We start from the raw sequence: 15140 nt of genomic DNA, 5'->3' as shown, positions 1-15140 counted from the left end.
AGGCCCTGCCCCGGCTGGCAGAAAGGCAGCAACCCAATTTCGGCTTTCAGAACTCCGGCGCGCGGCAGGCATAGGGCGTGCCATCCGGCAGCAGGCAGACGCCATCCAGGTAATCCTGCGGCAATTGCTTGTAGCTGGGCAGCCTCTTGCTGTCGTCACGGCGATCAAGGTAGCCGCTGCAGGTCGCGATGTAATAGCGCTGGCGCCGCTCTTCGGACGTGTACCACTGGTCGAAGGCCGCTGCCACGGCCAGCGCCGGATCGTCATGATCGCCCATGCTGGCCGCGAAACGCGCGGCGATGTCGCCAGTGCTGGGCCAGCCCGCCAGCGCGTTCCAGACGGCCGCGTCCCCGTTCCGGCGCATGTGCCATGCCACAAGAAGCGTGATTGCGTTGGCATCCGCCTCAAGCGCGAAAGTCGCCTGCGCGACCTGTTCCATCGCCAGGCTGTCATCGGGGCAGATCTGCGCCACCACCTGATCAAGGTGGCGCAGCTCATGCAGCATGATCGCCGTGACCATCGCATCATCCAGCCTGCCATCGATTTCGATCCGATTGGCATCCGGCAGAAGAAAGCCGCTTTCCAGAACCAGCGAAGGTGTCAGGCAGATGCGCGGCTTCCTGTCCTCAAGCGCCGCGCCTAGGCGCTTGAAGGCCGCAAGCGTCGGACGCAGCCCATCGATCAGCCCCGCAAGACGAAGCGCCTGATCCGTCCCTTCGACCGCGTCGTAAGGATGGTCAAGGCAGACAGGCTCATCCGCGACCTGTGCCGTGACCGGCAAGGCCGGGTGCAGGGCGGTAACCAGCATCAGGGATAGGTACAAGGCGCGGCACATGCGCCCATGCTAGCAACTGAGCCGCCTCTTGACGAGGGCAAGCGCACGACCGACCCACCTCACCACAGTTTGCCCTGACAGCGCCGCCTGCCCTGCTATGCTGGTGCCCGAAGCAAGAGTGTCGGTGTGGTATCGAAAGGGGAATGATGATGGCTTGGCTGTTTCGGATCTTGAGCGCGCTCGTGGTCATGGTGGTCATCTGCGGGGTCGCGCTGCTGATGTTGCCCGGCGACCGTATCGCACAGGTCGCCGTGGACCAGATCAGGGCCCAGACCGGGCGCGACGTTGTCCTGCGGGGTCAGACGACCGTCAGCTACTACCCGGTGCTGGGCGTCAGCACCGGCGCGGTCGAGATCGCCAATGCCGATTGGTCCGAAGCAGGGCCGATGCTGGTCGCCGACAGCCTCAAGCTGGGGGTGGACCTGATGTCGCTGATCGGTGGCGATGTCCGGATCACCGGGCTTGAGATGGTCAATCCGCAAGTGGTGCTGGAAATCGGACGCGACGGGCGCGCGAACTGGGAGTTGGGGGTCGATGGGGTGGCGCCCTCCGGTCAGCCATCAGGGGTCAGCACGGCCCTTGCCCTGTCGCTTGACCGCGCCTTGATCACCGGGGGACGGGTCCAGTTCACGGACCATGCCAGCGGCGCGCGGCATCAGGTGGATGACCTGTCGCTCGATCTGCGCTGGCCGCAATATCGCGGCGCGGCACAGCTTGCGCTAGCTGCCCGTCCGCAAGGGGCGGGCCTGATCAGCCTTACTGGCGAGATCGGCAACCTGGCGGCCCTGATCGAGGGCGAAGGCACGACCGCGAACCTTGAGGCACAGGCGAATGGCGGAACCCTCGGATACGATGGCGGGTTTGCCATGCCGCTGGATCTGGATGGCAGGCTTTCCGTCAAGCTGACAGACACGGGCGCCTTTCTGGCGGCCCTCGGCCTGCCGGGTGTCGACCTGCCGCCCGGACTGGGACGCCAAGCCAGCGCCACGGCCGATCTGCGCCTGACGCCCGCCATGGACCTGTCGCTGCGCAGACTGGCCCTGACGCTGGACCAGAACAGCCTGGACGGCGCCGTGGATGTGGCCCTTGGGCAGGATGTGCCAATGGTCAACGCCACCCTCTCGTCGGGGCTGATCGATCTTTCTGCCGCAACGGCAAGCCAGGATGCGGGCGGCACAGGCGGCAGCGGCGTGGCGGATGCCGGCTGGTCGCAGGCCCCGATCGACGCAAGCGCGCTTGGCCTTTTCAATGGCCGGATCGACCTGACGGCCACGGGCCTGCGGGTGGCCGGGCTCAGCTTTGCGGATGCCAGTCTGACCATCACGGTGGACCGGTCGCGCGCTGTCGTGGCGCTGAACCGGCTGTCCGGGTATTCCGGCGGCATGAGCGGCCAGGTCGTGGCCAACAACCGCAACGGGCTGAGCGTGGGGGGATCCCTGCGGGCCACATCGGTCGAGATGGAAAGCCTGCTGAACGATCTGGCGGGGATCGACCGTTTCACGGGCAAGGCGGATACCGATCTGGAATTCCTGAGTTCCGGCAACAGCCTGCATGCGATCATGAACGGCCTTTCGGGCAAGGGCAGCCTGTCCATGGCGCGCGGCACGATCAAGGGGATCGATCTGGACAGCCTGATGCGCGAAGGGCTGGCCACGGGCGGCACCACCGTCTTCGACAGCCTGTCGGCCAGCTACACGATGGAGAACGGCAACCTCTTCAATTCGGACCTGTTGCTGCGCCTGCCCGTGATCTCGGCCTCGGGCGAAGGGCGCATCGGGCTTGGGGCGCGTGATATCGATTATCTGTTCACCCCGCGCACGACCAGCGCCGACTCGGGGGCGGCGTGGTCATCCCCGTGCGGATCCGTGGCCCATGGGCCGATCCGCGGATCTGGCCCGACATGGAAAAGGCAATCGACCTGAACCTCAAGGCCGAGAAGGAACAGGCCCGCCAGGCGGTCGAGGACAAGATCCGCGACGAGCTGAATCTGCCCACCAACGAAGGCCAGAGCCTTGAAGATGCGGCAAAGGAAAAACTCGAAACCGAGATCCTGAAAGGATTGGGCCGACTGCTGCGCTGACGCTCCGACCCCGGATCGGGGTTGACTTGGACCGATCCGCTTGATTGGGTCGCGGCGGCGCTGCGGCGACCCCCTGCAACCGGGGGAGTTGCCAGATGGCCTTGCCTGCCCGGGGAGGGGCGGGTAGCGACTGGAGGGGACTCACCATGACGGATACATTGGCCGCGCTGATCGGCGCCCAGGATGGAAATGCGCCCGCAATCGGCGCGCCGGGCCGCGCCTGGCTTGACTATGCGGGCCTCGCCCGGCAAGCGGCGCATGTGGCCGAGGCCCTGCACGGTGCGGGTGTTGGGCGTGGTGACGGGGTGGCGATCGTGCTGCCGAACGGTCCCGAGATGGCGGCGGCCTTCGTGACGGTGGCGCAATCCGCCACCACCTGCCCGCTGAACCCGGCCTACCGGCAGGACGAATTCGCCTTCTACCTCGAGGATCTCAAGGCCAAGGCGATCATCCTGGCCGAGGGCGAGGCCGGGGCCGCCCATGCCGCCGCCACGGCGCAGGGTCTGGCGATCATCCGGCTGTCCGTGGACGCGACCCAGCCCGCGGGGTGCTTCACGCTGCGGGCCGAGACATCCGCCGGCACCGCCGACACGGCCACGCCCGGCGCCGATGACGTGGCGCTGATCCTGCACACCTCGGGGACGACCTCGCGCCCCAAGATCGTGCCCCTGCTGCAATCGAATGTCGCGGCCTCGGCCCGCCATATCGGCGCCTCGCTGGCGCTGACGCCGGCGGATCGCTGCATGAACGTGATGCCGCTCTTTCATATCCACGGGCTGATCGCCGCCGTCTCGTCCAGCCTCGCCGCGGGCGGGTCGGTCTGGTGCGCGCCGGGCTTCGACGCGCTCAAGTTCTTCGGCTGGATGGAAGAGGCGCGGCCGAGCTGGTACACCGCCGTGCCGACCATGCACCAGGCGATCCTGGCCCGCGCCGGCCGCAATGCCGAAACGATCGCGAATGTGCCGCTGCGCTTCCTGCGCTCCTCCTCTGCCTCATTGCCCGGCCCGGTGATGGAGGCGCTGGCCGAGACCTTCAAGGCCCCGGTGATCGAGGGCTACGGCATGACCGAGGCCGCGCATCAGATGGCCTCGAACCCGCTGCCCCCCGGCAAGCAGAAGCCCGGATCGGTCGGCGTCGCGGCCGGGCCGCTGGTGCGCGTCGCCCATGAGGTCGAGAACCGGCTGGTCGAAGGCGTGGGCGAGATCGTCATCTCGGGCCCCAACGTGACCCCCGGCTACGAGGGCAACCCCGAGGCCAACGCCAAGAACTTCTTCGAGGCCGAGGGCAAGCGCTGGTTCCGCACCGGCGACCAGGGCGAGTTCGACGCCGAAGGCTATCTGACCCTGACCGGTCGCCTGAAGGAGATCATCAACCGCGGCGGCGAGAAGATCAGCCCGCTGGAGGTGGACGGCGTGCTGTCGGCCCATCCGGCCGTGGCGCAGGTCGTGACCTTCGCCATCCCGCATGACAAGCTGGGCGAAGAGGTCGGCGCCGCCGTCGTGCTGAAGGAAGGGATGGAAGCCAGCGAGCGCGACATCCGCGACTTCGCAAGCGAACGGCTGGCCGCCTTCAAGGTGCCGCGCAAGGTCCTGATCCTGAACGAGATCCCCAAGGGCGCGACCGGCAAGCTGCAACGCATCGGCCTGGCCGAGAAACTGGGGCTGGTGGAAACGTCATGAAGATCTGCATTTTCGGCGCGGGCGCCATCGGCGGCTACATGGGCGCGAAACTGGCCGAGGCCGGCGCCGATGTCAGCCTGGTCGCGCGCGGCCCGCATCTGGCGGCCATGCAGGCCAGGGGCCTGACCCTGATCGAGGAGGGCGAGACCAGGACCTATCCGGTGAATGCCTCGGACGACCCGGCGGCGCTGGGGCATCAGGACTATGTCATCGTCACCCTCAAGGCGCATTCGGTGCCGCCCGTGGTGGACCGGATGCAGCCCCTGATCGGGCCGGACACGACCATCGTATCGGGCGTGAACGGCGTGCCATGGTGGTATTTCCACAAGATCGGCGGCCCGCTGGAGGGCACACGGCTGGCCTCGGTCGATCCGGGCGACGCGCAATGGAACGGCTTTGGCCCCGACCGCGTCCTGGGCTGCGTGGTCTATCCGGCGGCCGAGGTGATCGAACCCGGCGTCGTCAAGCATATCGAGGGCAACCGCTTCTCGCTGGGCGAACCTGACGGGTCGAAATCCGAGCGCGCCACGCGCCTGTCCGAGGCCCTGTCGAAGGCAGGCCTCAAGGCGCCCGTGCGTCCCAAGATCCGCGACGAGATCTGGGTCAAGCTCTGGGGCAACCTGTCCTTCAACCCGATTTCCGCGCTGACCCATGCCACGCTGGACGTGCTGTGCACCGACCCCGGCACCCGCGACGTGGCCCGCAACATGATGCTGGAGGCGCAGCAGATCGCCGAGAAACTGGGCGTGAAATTCCCCATCGACGTGGATCGCCGCATCCAGGGCGGGGCGGATGTGGGCGCGCATCGCACCTCGATGCTGCAGGATCTCGACGCCGGACGCCCGATGGAAATCGACGCGCTGGTGGGATCCGTCCGCGAACTGGGCCGCGTCACAGACACACCCACCCCAACCATCGACACCGTCCTCGCCCTCGTCAGCCTGCGCGCAAAAGTCGCCGGACTTTACACCGGGTGACGGCAGCGAACAGGACAGGCGCCGTCTGACCCGAACGTTGAAAGGCAACGTTCGGGCAGCCCCCTTGCGCCGTGCCGCCTGTCATGGGGTCATCCTTTCGCAAGCGCCCAGCTGACCATCTTGCGCGTGACGCGCAGCCCCGGCGGACCTCCCTTTTTCGGCCCTTCGCCGATGACCTGCTCCTGCGAATCTCGGCACGTTCAAACAAGGCAGGATCGCTTCCATATGACCGCAAAAGGTCTCCTTGCCCCCTGATTTGCCGGTATACTTCGGGATGCAGAAATTTTTATGTTTTACAAGAGCTTAATAAATATCGAAAAATTGGCTGCGTAAAAATCTTTCAATATTTTAGCACTTGACGAAACAATCCTGCGCGTAACTTTCTTTCGCACCGCCTGCCGGATGAACCCGATCAAGAGTTCACCCCGTAAGAAAATGCCAAGACACGGCTGCGGAACACGACGCGGGGGAATAACACGATGTTGAAGTCTATTCTGGTTCCGGTGCGTGGCGACGGCATGGTTGCGACCGTGCTTGCCCATGCGGCAGAACTGGCCAAGCAGCACGACGCGCAGGTCAATGTCGTCCATTGCCGTGTACAGCCGAAGGACATGATCCCCCAAGGCGTTCCGCTGAACGACTTTGCACGCAAGGTGATGCTGGAGCAGGCAGTCGAACTGGCCAACAGGCAGGAAGACCACCTGCGCGGCATCCTGCATCGGCTGGCACGTGAATTCGGAATGAAGGAAGATGGCCGCGAAGACGGCATGGCCACCTGCACCTTCACGGAAGAACCGGGGCGGATGGCCGATGTGGTCCGGCATGCGGGCCGCCTGTCCGATCTGATCGTTCTTCCAAAGCCCCAGCGGGAAAGCAACCTGGGACAGAGCTCTTTGAAATCGGCCCTCTACGGGGCGGGACGCCCGGTGCTGATCTGTCCGGGGCAACTGCACCCTGACGCGACCTTCGCGCAGCATGTGGCGGTGGGCTGGAACGGATCGCTGCCGGCCGCGCGCGCCGTCGCCTCGTCGCTGGACATCGTGCATGCGGCAAAGCGCGTGAGCATCCTGACCGGCGGCAAACTGCAGCCACACGGGCCGACCGCAGACGAACTGGCGGCCTACTATGCCCTTCGCGGCATCACCGCCGAGGTCGTGCAATTCGATGGCAAGGACCCCGCGACCGAGCTTCTGGCCGCCTGCAAGGATATCGGTGCAAGCCTGCTTGTGACCGGCGCCTACAGCCACAGCCACGAAACCGAGATGCTGTTCGGCGGCAATACCCAACGCATCGTGGACAACACCGAGATGCCGGTTCTGATGGCGCATTGACCCATCTTTCGATCGGCGCAAGCGGCCGCGGCGCGGCGCTTGGCAGAACTTCAGGAAGGGCCGCGCAAGACGCGGAAATATCAATCCGGGACGACCGGACATTCTAGGGAGGAACCCAACATGAAACTGACCAAGAGACTTTTCCTTGCTCTGGCCGCCAGCACCACGATCGCGACGCTGCCGATCGCGGCTTTCGCCGATGGCTGGCAGCCCAAACGCCCGATCGATTTCACCATCATGGCGGGCGCCGGCGGCGGCGCGGATCAGATCGCGCGTTTCATTCAATCCGTGGTCGAGGCAAACGACCTGACCAACCGTCCCCTGATCCCCACCAACCGGGGCGGCGGGTCCGGGGCCGAGTCGCTGCTGCACCTCAAGGATGCCCGCGACCCCGATCACACCCTGCTGGTGACGCTGAATTCCTTCTACACCACGCCGATCCGCCAGGAGGCCCTGGGTGTGGACATCGAAACTTTCACACCGATCATCATGATGGGCGTCGATCCGTTTGTCCTTTGGGTCCACAAGGACTCGGGCATCACCACCTTCGAGGATTTCGTCACCAAGGTGAAAGAGATGGATGGCGAGTTCGTGATGGGCGGCACCGGCACCGGGCAGGAAGACTCGATCGTGATCGCCTACATGTCGGGCGCCTACGACCTGAAGATCAAGTACATCCCCTATGACGGCGGCGGCGCCGTGGCCAAGGATCTTGCGGGCAAGCAGATCATGGCGACGGTGAATAACCCCTCCGAAGCCAAGGGCTTCTACGAGTTTGGCGATTTCGTGCCGCTGCTGGCCTTCTCGGACGAGCGTATGGACGCCTATCCCGACGTGCCGACCCTGAAGGAAAAGGGCCACGATTTCTCGTACTACAACCAGCGGGCCATCGTGGGCGCGCCGGGTATGTCGGATGAAGCCGCCGCCTATTACCGCGAGGTCTTCGGCAAGGTTTACGACAGCGAGAAGTGGCAGGGATATCTGGTTTCGGAAAGCCTGTCCCCGCTGATCATGGATGAGGCCGAAACCCGCGCCTACTGGTCCCGGCAGGTCCAGAACCATCGTCAGCTTCTGTCCGAAATGAGCAACTGAGACCAGAGCCAGGAAAGAGGGCAGTCATGCGCCAAGGTGAGATATCTCTTGTGGGGCTACTTGCCCTCTTTTCCCTCTACCTGATGTGGAAGAGCACCGAACTTCCCATCGGCTACATTCGCGGTCAGGGGCCGGGTGGCGGGTTCTGGCCATTCTGGCTTGCCTGCGGCATGCTGCTGAGCTGCCTTGCCAGTGCGTGGAACTGGTGGCGCGGCCTATCCCCTGCCTCGCGATCGGACGAACCCTTGATGGATGCCTTCGGGTGGCGGACGCTTCTGTATGTCGGTGGCAGCGTCGTGGCTTTCGTCGCGCTGATCTCGATCGTGTCCATGTACGGCGCGGTTGCGGCGTTCCTGTTCTACTACCTTCGCTTCCTCGGTCGGCACTCATGGTTTCTGACCCTGACAATTTCGATCCTGTTGCCGATTGGGCTCTTCTTCTTCTTCGAGGCGGTGATGCTGATTTCCATGCCTCAGGGGATGTCGTTCACCCAGCCCGTCTTCGACCTGATGTACGACATCATCTATTGAAATCCCCCCAGACCCGAGGTCTTCCATGGAAGTCATTTCCTTTCTTGCCGATGGCATCTTGTTGGCGCTTGAGCCGATCAATTTCGCCCTGATCATCCTCGGCGTCACCGTCGGGCTGTTCATTGGCGCCATGCCCGGACTGGGATCGGTGAACGGTGTGGCGATCCTGCTGCCGATCACGTTCCTAGTGCCGCCCAATTCCGCCATCATCTTTCTTGCGGCGATCTATTACGGCGCGATGTACGGGGGGGCGATTTCATCCGTCACCCTGGGGATACCCGGCGCCTCGACGGCCGTGGCCACGACCTTCGACGGCCGTCCACTGGCCCTTCAGGGGCGGGCGAGCCTGGCGCTTGTCACCGCGGCGCTGGCCTCGTTCGTCGGCGGCACGGTCGCCAATGTCCTCTTCACGCTTTTCGCACCGGTTCTGGCATCGACGGCGCTGTCCTTCGGGCCGCCGGAAATCTTCGCGCTGATGCTGCTGGCCTTTGCCACCTTCGTGGGCCTTGGCGGTGACGACATCCCCAAGACGGTGTTTTCGATCTGCCTCGGGCTTGTGCTGGCCGCCGTCGGCTTTGACACGATCTCCGGCGAGCCACGGCTGGTGCTTTTCGAAATCGACGGCTTCATGCGCGGGATCGGCTTCATCGTGCTTGCCATCGGCGTCTACGGCATCGGGGAAATGCTGTGGACGATCGAACAGACGCGGGGCGAGGTCACCACGACAAACCCCAAGATGACGGCAAAAGGCATGGCGTCGGACGCCAAGGAGGCCATGCAGCGCGGATGGAAGGGCACCACGATCGGCTCGCTCATCGGGTTCTTCGTGGGCATCCTGCCTGCGGCGGGCGCGACGCCCGGATCGCTCATGTCCTACGGCGTGGCCAAGATGATGTCGAAGACACCCGAGGACTACGGCAATGGCTCGCCCGATGGCGTGGCGGCCCCCGAAGCGGCCAACAACTCGGCCTCGACAGGCTCGATGTTGCCGATGCTCACGCTGGGCATTCCCGGCTCGCCGACCACGGCGATCCTGCTGGGCGGCATGGTGATCTGGGGCCTGACACCCGGACCGCGTCTGTTTCTTGATGAAACCGAATTCGTCTGGGGCCTGATCGGATCCTTCTACATCTCGAACATCGCGGCGCTCGTGATCAACCTGGCCTTCATTCCGCTTTTTGTCTGGATGCTCAGGATGCCTTTCACGATCCTCGCTCCGCTGATCTTCGTGCTGTCCATCATCGGTGGCTTTGCGGCCTCCCGCAGCATGCATGACCTCTGGCTCATCGTGATTTTCGGGATTGCGGCATTCTTCCTGCGCAAGTTCGACTATCCGCTGGCCCCCGCCGTGCTGGCCATCGTGCTGGGACCCATTGCCGAACCCACCCTGCGCCAGTCCCTGCTGCTGTCCTCGGGCGATCCGATGATCTTCTTCAACCGGCCGATCGCCGGGCCGATCACCATCGTCGCGATCATCCTGATCCTTTTGCCGGGCCTGAAGTTTCTGCGACGCAAGCGGGCAATGGCGAAGAACTGACGACACCCCGGCTGCAGCCGACGGGTCAGAACAACCAAAAAGACGACCAAAAAGAGAGACACTTGATGCAAACACTCGCAGACCTGATCCAGCGCCATCCTGAAACCGCCAATGCCATTGGCGCTCCGGGACGGGACTGGATGACCTATGGACAACTCAATGCACTGACGCAGACGGTGCGGACTTCCCTGCACGGTGCGGGTGTTGGGCGTGGTGACGGGGTGGCGATCGTGCTGCCGAACGGTCCCGAGATGGCGGCGGCCTTCGTGACGGTGGCGCAATCCGCCACCACCTGCCCGCTGAACCCGGCCTACCGGCAGGACGAATTCGCCTTCTACCTCGAGGATCTCAAGGCCAAGGCGATCATCCTGGCCGAGGGCGAGGCCGGGGCCGCCCATGCCGCCGCCACGGCGCAGGGTCTGGCGATCATCCGGCTGTCCGTGGACGCGACCCAGCCCGCGGGGTGCTTCACGCTGCGGGCCGAGACATCCGCCGGCACCGCCGACACGGCCACGCCCGGCGCCGATGACGTGGCGCTGATCCTGCACACCTCGGGGACGACCTCGCGCCCCAAGATCGTGCCCCTGCTGCAATCGAATGTCGCGGCCTCGGCCCGCCATATCGGCGCCTCGCTGGCGCTGACGCCGGCGGATCGCTGCATGAACGTGATGCCGCTCTTTCATATCCACGGGCTGATCGCCGCCGTCTCGTCCAGCCTCGCCGCGGGCGGGTCGGTCTGGTGCGCGCCGGGCTTCGACGCGCTCAAGTTCTTCGGCTGGATGGAAGAGGCGCGGCCGAGCTGGTACACCGCCGTGCCGACCATGCACCAGGCGATCCTGGCCCGCGCCGGCCGCAATGCCGAAACGATCGCGAATGTGCCGCTGCGCTTCCTGCGCTCCTCCTCTGCCTCATTGCCCGGCCCGGTGATGGAGGCGCTGGCCGAGACCTTCAAGGCCCCGGTGATCGAGGGCTACGGCATGACCGAGGCCGCGCATCAGATGGCCTCGAACCCGCTGCCCCCCGGCAAGCAGAAGCCCGGATCGGTCGGCGTCGCGGCCGGGCCGCTGGTGCGCGTCGCCCATGAGGTCGAGAACCGGCTGGTCGAAGGCGTGGGCGAGATCGTCATCTCGGGCCCCAACGTGACCCCCGGCTACGAGGGCAACCCCGAGGCCAACGCCAAGAACTTCTTCGAGGCCGAGGGCAAGCGCTGGTTCCGCACCGGCGACCAGGGCGAGTTCGACGCCGAAGGCTATCTGACCCTGACCGGTCGCCTGAAGGAGATCATCAACCGCGGCGGCGAGAAGATCAGCCCGCTGGAGGTGGACGGCGTGCTGTCGGCCCATCCGGCCGTGGCGCAGGTCGTGACCTTCGCCATCCCGCATGACAAGCTGGGCGAAGAGGTCGGCGCCGCCGTCGTGCTGAAGGAAGGGATGGAAGCCAGCGAGCGCGACATCCGCGACTTCGCAAGCGAACGGCTGGCCGCCTTCAAGGTGCCGCGCAAGGTCCTGATCCTGAACGAGATCCCCAAGGGCGCGACCGGCAAGCTGCAACGCATCGGCCTGGCCGAGAAACTGGGGCTGGTGGAAACGTCATGAAGATCTGCATTTTCGGCGCGGGCGCCATCGGCGGCTACATGGGCGCGAAACTGGCCGAGGCCGGCGCCGATGTCAGCCTGGTCGCGCGCGGCCCGCATCTGGCGGCCATGCAGGCCAGGGGCCTGACCCTGATCGAGGAGGGCGAGACCAGGACCTATCCGGTGAATGCCTCGGACGACCCGGCGGCGCTGGGGCATCAGGACTATGTCATCGTCACCCTCAAGGCGCATTCGGTGCCGCCCGTGGTGGACCGGATGCAGCCCCTGATCGGGCCGGACACGACCATCGTATCGGGCGTGAACGGCGTGCCATGGTGGTATTTCCACAAGATCGGCGGCCCGCTGGAGGGCACACGGCTGGCCTCGGTCGATCCGGGCGACGCGCAATGGAACGGCTTTGGCCCCGACCGCGTCCTGGGCTGCGTGGTCTATCCGGCGGCCGAGGTGATCGAACCCGGCGTCGTCAAGCATATCGAGGGCAACCGCTTCTCGCTGGGCGAACCTGACGGGTCGAAATCCGAGCGCGCCACGCGCCTGTCCGAGGCCCTGTCGAAGGCAGGCCTCAAGGCGCCCGTGCGTCCCAAGATCCGCGACGAGATCTGGGTCAAGCTCTGGGGCAACCTGTCCTTCAACCCGATTTCCGCGCTGACCCATGCCACGCTGGACGTGCTGTGCACCGACCCCGGCACCCGCGACGTGGCCCGCAACATGATGCTGGAGGCGCAGCAGATCGCCGAGAAACTGGGCGTGAAATTCCCCATCGACGTGGATCGCCGCATCCAGGGCGGGGCGGATGTGGGCGCGCATCGCACCTCGATGCTGCAGGATCTCGACGCCGGACGCCCGATGGAAATCGACGCGCTGGTGGGATCCGTCCGCGAACTGGGCCGCGTCACAGACACACCCACCCCAACCATCGACACCGTCCTCGCCCTCGTCAGCCTGCGCGCAAAAGTCGCCGGACTTTACACCGGGTGACGGCAGCGACCCCGCCTCGGTGGCCGCCGCATGCCGGCGCCGAGGCGGTTCGACACTGCCCGGCGCAGCATCCCGGCATCACGGCAAAGCACCCTGCACCACGGATCAACAAGCCTTGCTTTTGTGGGCATTGCATCGGATGCTTGGATCGACACTGGCGATAGCGAGCAGGAGTTCTGATGTATCTCGCACCCCTCTTCGCAGAGCTTGAAGCCGTCTTTTCGGGACCACTGGACATCGAGGCACATGTGCGCGCGGCGCTGCGTGAGGCCCGACTGGACGGAAATCACGCGGTGGCGCACACCCCGCTGCCCCAACCCTTCGTGGATGTGATGACGCGTGCCGACGCGCTGCCGGTCTGCAGCCTGATCGCGGCAATCCCGTTCGACTGGGCGCCGCCGCAAACCTCAAGCACGCCGCTCTATGTCGAACACAGCCGCACGAAGGTGCATGTGGAACTGCTGGGGCCGGACGGGTTGATCCGGTCCGAGCGGGTTCGACTGGGTCTCTACGGGATGATGCCCCATGCCGAATACGGCATTCGCACCCATCCGGCGGAAGAGATCTATGTCATGCTGGCCGGCGAAGTCGACTGGATCCGGGGCGACGCCCCTTATGCGCCGCACAAACCCGGCGAGCGGTCCCATCACCCTTCGATGATGCCCCATGCCTCGCGCACCCGCGATACGGCTTTCATGTCGGTCTATGCCTGGCACGGCGACATCTCGACCCGTGATTACGTCTATGCTGGTCTGCCTGCGCGATAGTGGCGCCGGATGTTCAGGCGGCGCTTGCGCACCTGTCCTGCGTCCATGGCGCGGCGAACTATGACGTCGCCAGACGGCTTTCCAGCAACTCGCCTTTGTCCTGCAGCAATGGGTAGGCGATCATGGCAAAGGATGTGTTCAGCATTTTCAGCGCGCGCAGCAGGTCGATGTGTATCGCGCTGGTCTCGAAGGTTTCGGTCATGCCCTTGCGCAGGCGTTTCAGATGCCGTCGCTGCAGGTTCTGCTCAAGCTCGCGCACCTTCTGCTTCTGCTCCACCAGTTCCCGCGCAAGACCGATGTCTTCCGACATGAGCACCGAAATGCCCTGTTGCACGTTGCGCAGCACCACGTCGTGAAAATCACACAGTTCGCGCCAGCCTTCGGGCGAGAAATGAACCCCCTCGGCATCCTTGCGCTTGGCAAGATCGACCATCTTGCGCGCAACCATGTCCGCGCCCGCCTCGAGGTTGACGGCGATGCCGGAAAGGTCGAAGGCGCGTGTCCCGGTATCCTCGTCCGGGTCATTGCTGCGCACCCGCGACAGGTAGGTGCGCGTCTCAAGCGAGATTCGGGCGATGTTCTGCATCTCGGACCGCAGCCGTTGCACCACCGCGTCGTCATGATGGTCGAACAGACCGATGGCGTCCCGCATCATGACCTCGATCCGGTTGCCCATCTCCACAAGTTCGCGTTGCGCGCAACCAAAGGCGCGCACGGGCTGGTTCTGCACCGCCAGATCCAGCGCGCTGCGCCTGCTGCCATCCGCAGCCACACTGACGGTATCGGCGACAAGCCACCGCGCGACCTGCATGAGGGGCCCGACGATCGGCAGGCAGAACAGCAGCAGCGCAAGATTGAACAAGACATGCAGATGCAGCGCCTGTTGCGCCGCATTGCCCCCCAGCCACCCGATGGGCAGGGCGAGATGGGTCAGCGCGAAAAGCATGATCACCGCCCCGCCCCCGCGCAACAGCAGATTGGACCAGACCACACGCCGCACGGCCGCTTCGGCCTTCATGGTCAGGAAGAACGCGATCACAGAGCCGCCAAGATTTGCCCCGAGGACCATGGCAAGGGCCGCCTCGACCGGCAGCAACCCCTGCCCCGCAAGGGTGGCAAACAGCAGGACTGCGGCCACGCTGGAATGCACCAGCCATGCGAAAAGCGCCGCGATCAGAAATGACGACAGCGCATCCCCCGCAAGATACAGCATCGCGGCCTGCGCACCCGGACTTTCGGTCAGCGGCAGGCTCGCACCCCGGATCAGATCCAGCGACATGAAGATCAGGGCCAGTCCGATCAGGATACGCCCGATCTGACGCAACCTGCGGTCAGAACTGCGCAGGAAGATCAGCACGCCCGAAAGCATCAGAAGCGGTGTGATCGCGGCAATGCGCGAATTGAGGATCAGTGCCACGATGGCCGAGCCGAAATCGGCGCCCAGCATGATGGCAAGGCCCGACAGGCTGCCGATGGCACCGGTCGATACGAAGCCCGCCATCAGGACCGCAACCGCGGTCGAGCTTTGCATCAGGATCGCGGCGGCAGCCCCCGACGTGGCCGACGCCAGCCGGTTTGCGGTCGACCGGCGCAGCCAAAGCCGCAGATGCCGCCCGAAGGCCCGTTCGAACCCGGTGCGCACCAGTCGCACCGCCCAAATGAGCAGCGCCGCCGCCGCAGCCATGTTCAGGATGAAAAGTATCGGCGTGTTGTCCATCAGGCCAGGTCTTGCAAACAAGT

At 65.0% G+C, this 15140-nt stretch carries 13 protein-coding genes; 11 read left to right on the top strand and 2 right to left on the bottom strand.

Annotated features, from left to right (window positions below; all coding sequences use genetic code 11):
* Positions 1-46: 46 nt before the first annotated feature.
* Positions 47-808 (bottom strand): DUF6782 family putative metallopeptidase, encoded by a 762-nt coding sequence (locus ACMUJL_RS16155; protein ID WP_375572473.1) that lies wholly within the window; start codon positions 806-808, stop codon positions 47-49.
* A 176-nt stretch (positions 809-984) separates the two neighbouring features.
* On the opposite strand from ACMUJL_RS16155, the gene ACMUJL_RS16150 reads away from it, so the two are divergent.
* The 11 genes from ACMUJL_RS16150 to ACMUJL_RS16100 all read left to right on the top strand — a co-directional run bounded on the left by ACMUJL_RS16150 (position 985) and on the right by ACMUJL_RS16100 (position 13400).
* Positions 985-2757 (top strand): AsmA family protein, encoded by a 1773-nt coding sequence (locus ACMUJL_RS16150; RefSeq protein WP_375572475.1) that lies wholly within the window; start codon positions 985-987, stop codon positions 2755-2757.
* The gene (locus ACMUJL_RS16145) at positions 2736-2915 is read left to right on the top strand and encodes a hypothetical protein (RefSeq protein WP_375572477.1); all 180 of its coding nucleotides are present in this window, start codon (positions 2736-2738) and stop codon (positions 2913-2915) included. Before ACMUJL_RS16150 ends, ACMUJL_RS16145 begins: the two co-directional genes overlap by 22 nt.
* Positions 2916-3061: 146 nt before the next feature.
* Positions 3062-4594: an acyl--CoA ligase gene (locus tag ACMUJL_RS16140; RefSeq protein ID WP_375572479.1), complete on the top strand. Its 1533-nt coding sequence runs from the start codon at positions 3062-3064 to the stop codon at positions 4592-4594.
* On the top strand, positions 4591-5571 hold the full coding sequence (locus tag ACMUJL_RS16135; protein ID WP_375572481.1) for a 2-dehydropantoate 2-reductase: 981 nt from the start codon (positions 4591-4593) through the stop codon (positions 5569-5571). The genes ACMUJL_RS16140 and ACMUJL_RS16135 overlap by 4 nt, the downstream gene beginning before the upstream one ends.
* Positions 5572-6050: 479 nt before the next feature.
* Complete coding sequence (locus ACMUJL_RS16130; protein ID WP_068290259.1) at positions 6051-6902, top strand: universal stress protein; 852 nt, start codon at positions 6051-6053, stop codon at positions 6900-6902.
* Positions 6903-7022: 120 nt separating this feature from the next.
* A complete protein-coding gene (locus tag ACMUJL_RS16125; protein ID WP_375572483.1) occupies positions 7023-7994 on the top strand; it encodes a Bug family tripartite tricarboxylate transporter substrate binding protein in 972 nt (323 codons plus the stop codon).
* A gap of 26 nt (positions 7995-8020) precedes the next feature.
* Positions 8021-8524 carry a tripartite tricarboxylate transporter TctB family protein gene (locus ACMUJL_RS16120; protein WP_068290255.1) on the top strand — a complete coding sequence of 168 codons (504 nt, stop codon included), beginning with the start codon at positions 8021-8023 and terminating at the stop codon, positions 8522-8524.
* A 25-nt stretch (positions 8525-8549) separates the two neighbouring features.
* On the top strand, positions 8550-10061 hold the full coding sequence (locus ACMUJL_RS16115) for a tripartite tricarboxylate transporter permease (RefSeq protein ID WP_068290253.1): 1512 nt from the start codon (positions 8550-8552) through the stop codon (positions 10059-10061).
* A 62-nt stretch (positions 10062-10123) separates the two neighbouring features.
* Positions 10124-11656 carry an acyl--CoA ligase gene (locus ACMUJL_RS16110; protein WP_375572486.1) on the top strand — a complete coding sequence of 511 codons (1533 nt, stop codon included), beginning with the start codon at positions 10124-10126 and terminating at the stop codon, positions 11654-11656.
* A complete protein-coding gene (locus ACMUJL_RS16105; RefSeq protein WP_375572481.1) occupies positions 11653-12633 on the top strand; it encodes a 2-dehydropantoate 2-reductase in 981 nt (326 codons plus the stop codon). Before ACMUJL_RS16110 ends, ACMUJL_RS16105 begins: the two co-directional genes overlap by 4 nt.
* Before the next feature lie 179 nt (positions 12634-12812).
* On the top strand, positions 12813-13400 hold the full coding sequence (locus tag ACMUJL_RS16100) for a dimethylsulfonioproprionate lyase family protein (protein ID WP_375572488.1): 588 nt from the start codon (positions 12813-12815) through the stop codon (positions 13398-13400).
* Positions 13401-13458: 58 nt separating this feature from the next.
* On the opposite strand, the gene ACMUJL_RS16095 is transcribed toward ACMUJL_RS16100, so the two are convergent.
* Entirely contained in the window at positions 13459-15117 is a 1659-nt protein-coding gene (locus ACMUJL_RS16095) for a Na/Pi cotransporter family protein (RefSeq protein WP_375572490.1), read from the bottom strand.
* Positions 15118-15140 lie beyond the last annotated feature (23 nt).

The sequence above is a fragment of the Seohaeicola sp. genome (genome assembly GCF_048006315.1).
Lineage (GTDB): Bacteria > Pseudomonadota > Alphaproteobacteria > Rhodobacterales > Rhodobacteraceae > Seohaeicola.
This window is presented reverse-complemented; position numbering and strand designations above follow the sequence as displayed.